Here is a 1,269-nt window from a genome sequence, read left to right on the forward strand (position 1 = left end):
TACGGGCAGGCCGATCCGGTGCGGGTGGTGGCGCGGGATGTGCTGCGGGCCGTGCGGGAGCGGGACGCGTACGCGAATCTCGTGCTGCCGGGGCTGCTGCGGGAGCGGAAGCTGTCCGGGCGGGACGCGGCGCTGGCCACCGAATTGACCTATGGCGCGTGCCGGTCGCAGGGGCTGCTGGACGCGGTGATCGCGGACTGTGCCGGGCGGCCGGTGACCGAGATCGACGGGGCGCTGCTGGATGTGCTGCGGTTGGGGGTGTATCAGCTGTTGCGGACCCGGATCGGGGCGCATGCGGCGGTGGACACCTCGGTGGCGCTGGTGCGATCCGAATTCGGCGGCGGCAAGGCCGGATTCGTCAATGCCGTGCTGCGGCGGGCGGCCGAGCGGACGCCGGAGGAGTGGGTGGACCGGCTGGCTCCCGCGGATCCGCTGGGACATCTGGCCTTCGAGTACGCCCATCCCACCTGGATCGCGCAGGCGTTCGCGGATGCGCTCGGCGCGCGGGCCGGGGAGCTGCGTGATGTGCTCGCCGCCGACGACGCCCGCCCGGCGGTCCACCTGGTGGCGCGGCCGGGGGAGATCAGCGCCGAGGAACTGGCCCTGGTGACCGGTGGCGAGGAAGGCCGCTGGTCGCCGTACGCGGTGTACCTCGACGGCGGCGATCCGGCCAAGCTGGAACCGGTGCGCGAGGGTATGGCGGCCGTCCAGGACGAGGGCAGCCAGCTGGTGGCGCTCGCGCTGACCCGGGCCCCGCTCGACGGTCCCGACGGCGGCCGCTGGCTCGACCTGTGCGCCGGTCCGGGTGGCAAGACCGCCCTGCTCGGCGCCATCGCCGATATCGACGGCTTCCATGTCGACGCCGTGGAACCGGCCGAGCACCGTGCCGACCTGGTCCGCCAGGCCACCCGCTCGATGCCGGTCACCGTCCATGTCGCCGACGGCCGCGACACCGGCCTGACTCCCGGCTACGACCGCATCCTGGTGGACGCCCCCTGCACCGGCCTGGGCGCGCTGCGCAGACGTCCCGAGGCCCGCTGGCGTCGCCGCCCCTCCGATGTCCGCGACCTGGTCACCCTGCAACGCGAATTGCTCACCGCCGCATGGGATCTGCTGCGTCCGGGCGGTGTTGTCGTTTACTCCACCTGCTCCCCGCACCTGCCGGAGACCGTCTCGGTGGTGGCCGATATCGCCCGCCGCACCGGCGCGATCCAACTCGACACCCGAGACCTGCTCCCCGGCGTCCCAGACACCGGCGACGGACCGGGC

Annotated in this window: 1 protein-coding gene; it reads left to right on the forward strand. The window is 73.5% G+C overall.

Annotated elements, in window-relative coordinates:
• Positions 1-1,269: transcription antitermination factor NusB (locus QK444_RS36295; protein ID WP_282786651.1), on the forward strand; the 1,269-nt coding region annotated here is incomplete at both ends.

Origin of the sequence: Nocardia sp. CC201C (genome assembly GCF_030010695.1) — a bacterium.
Lineage (GTDB): Bacteria > Actinomycetota > Actinomycetes > Mycobacteriales > Mycobacteriaceae > Nocardia > Nocardia otitidiscaviarum.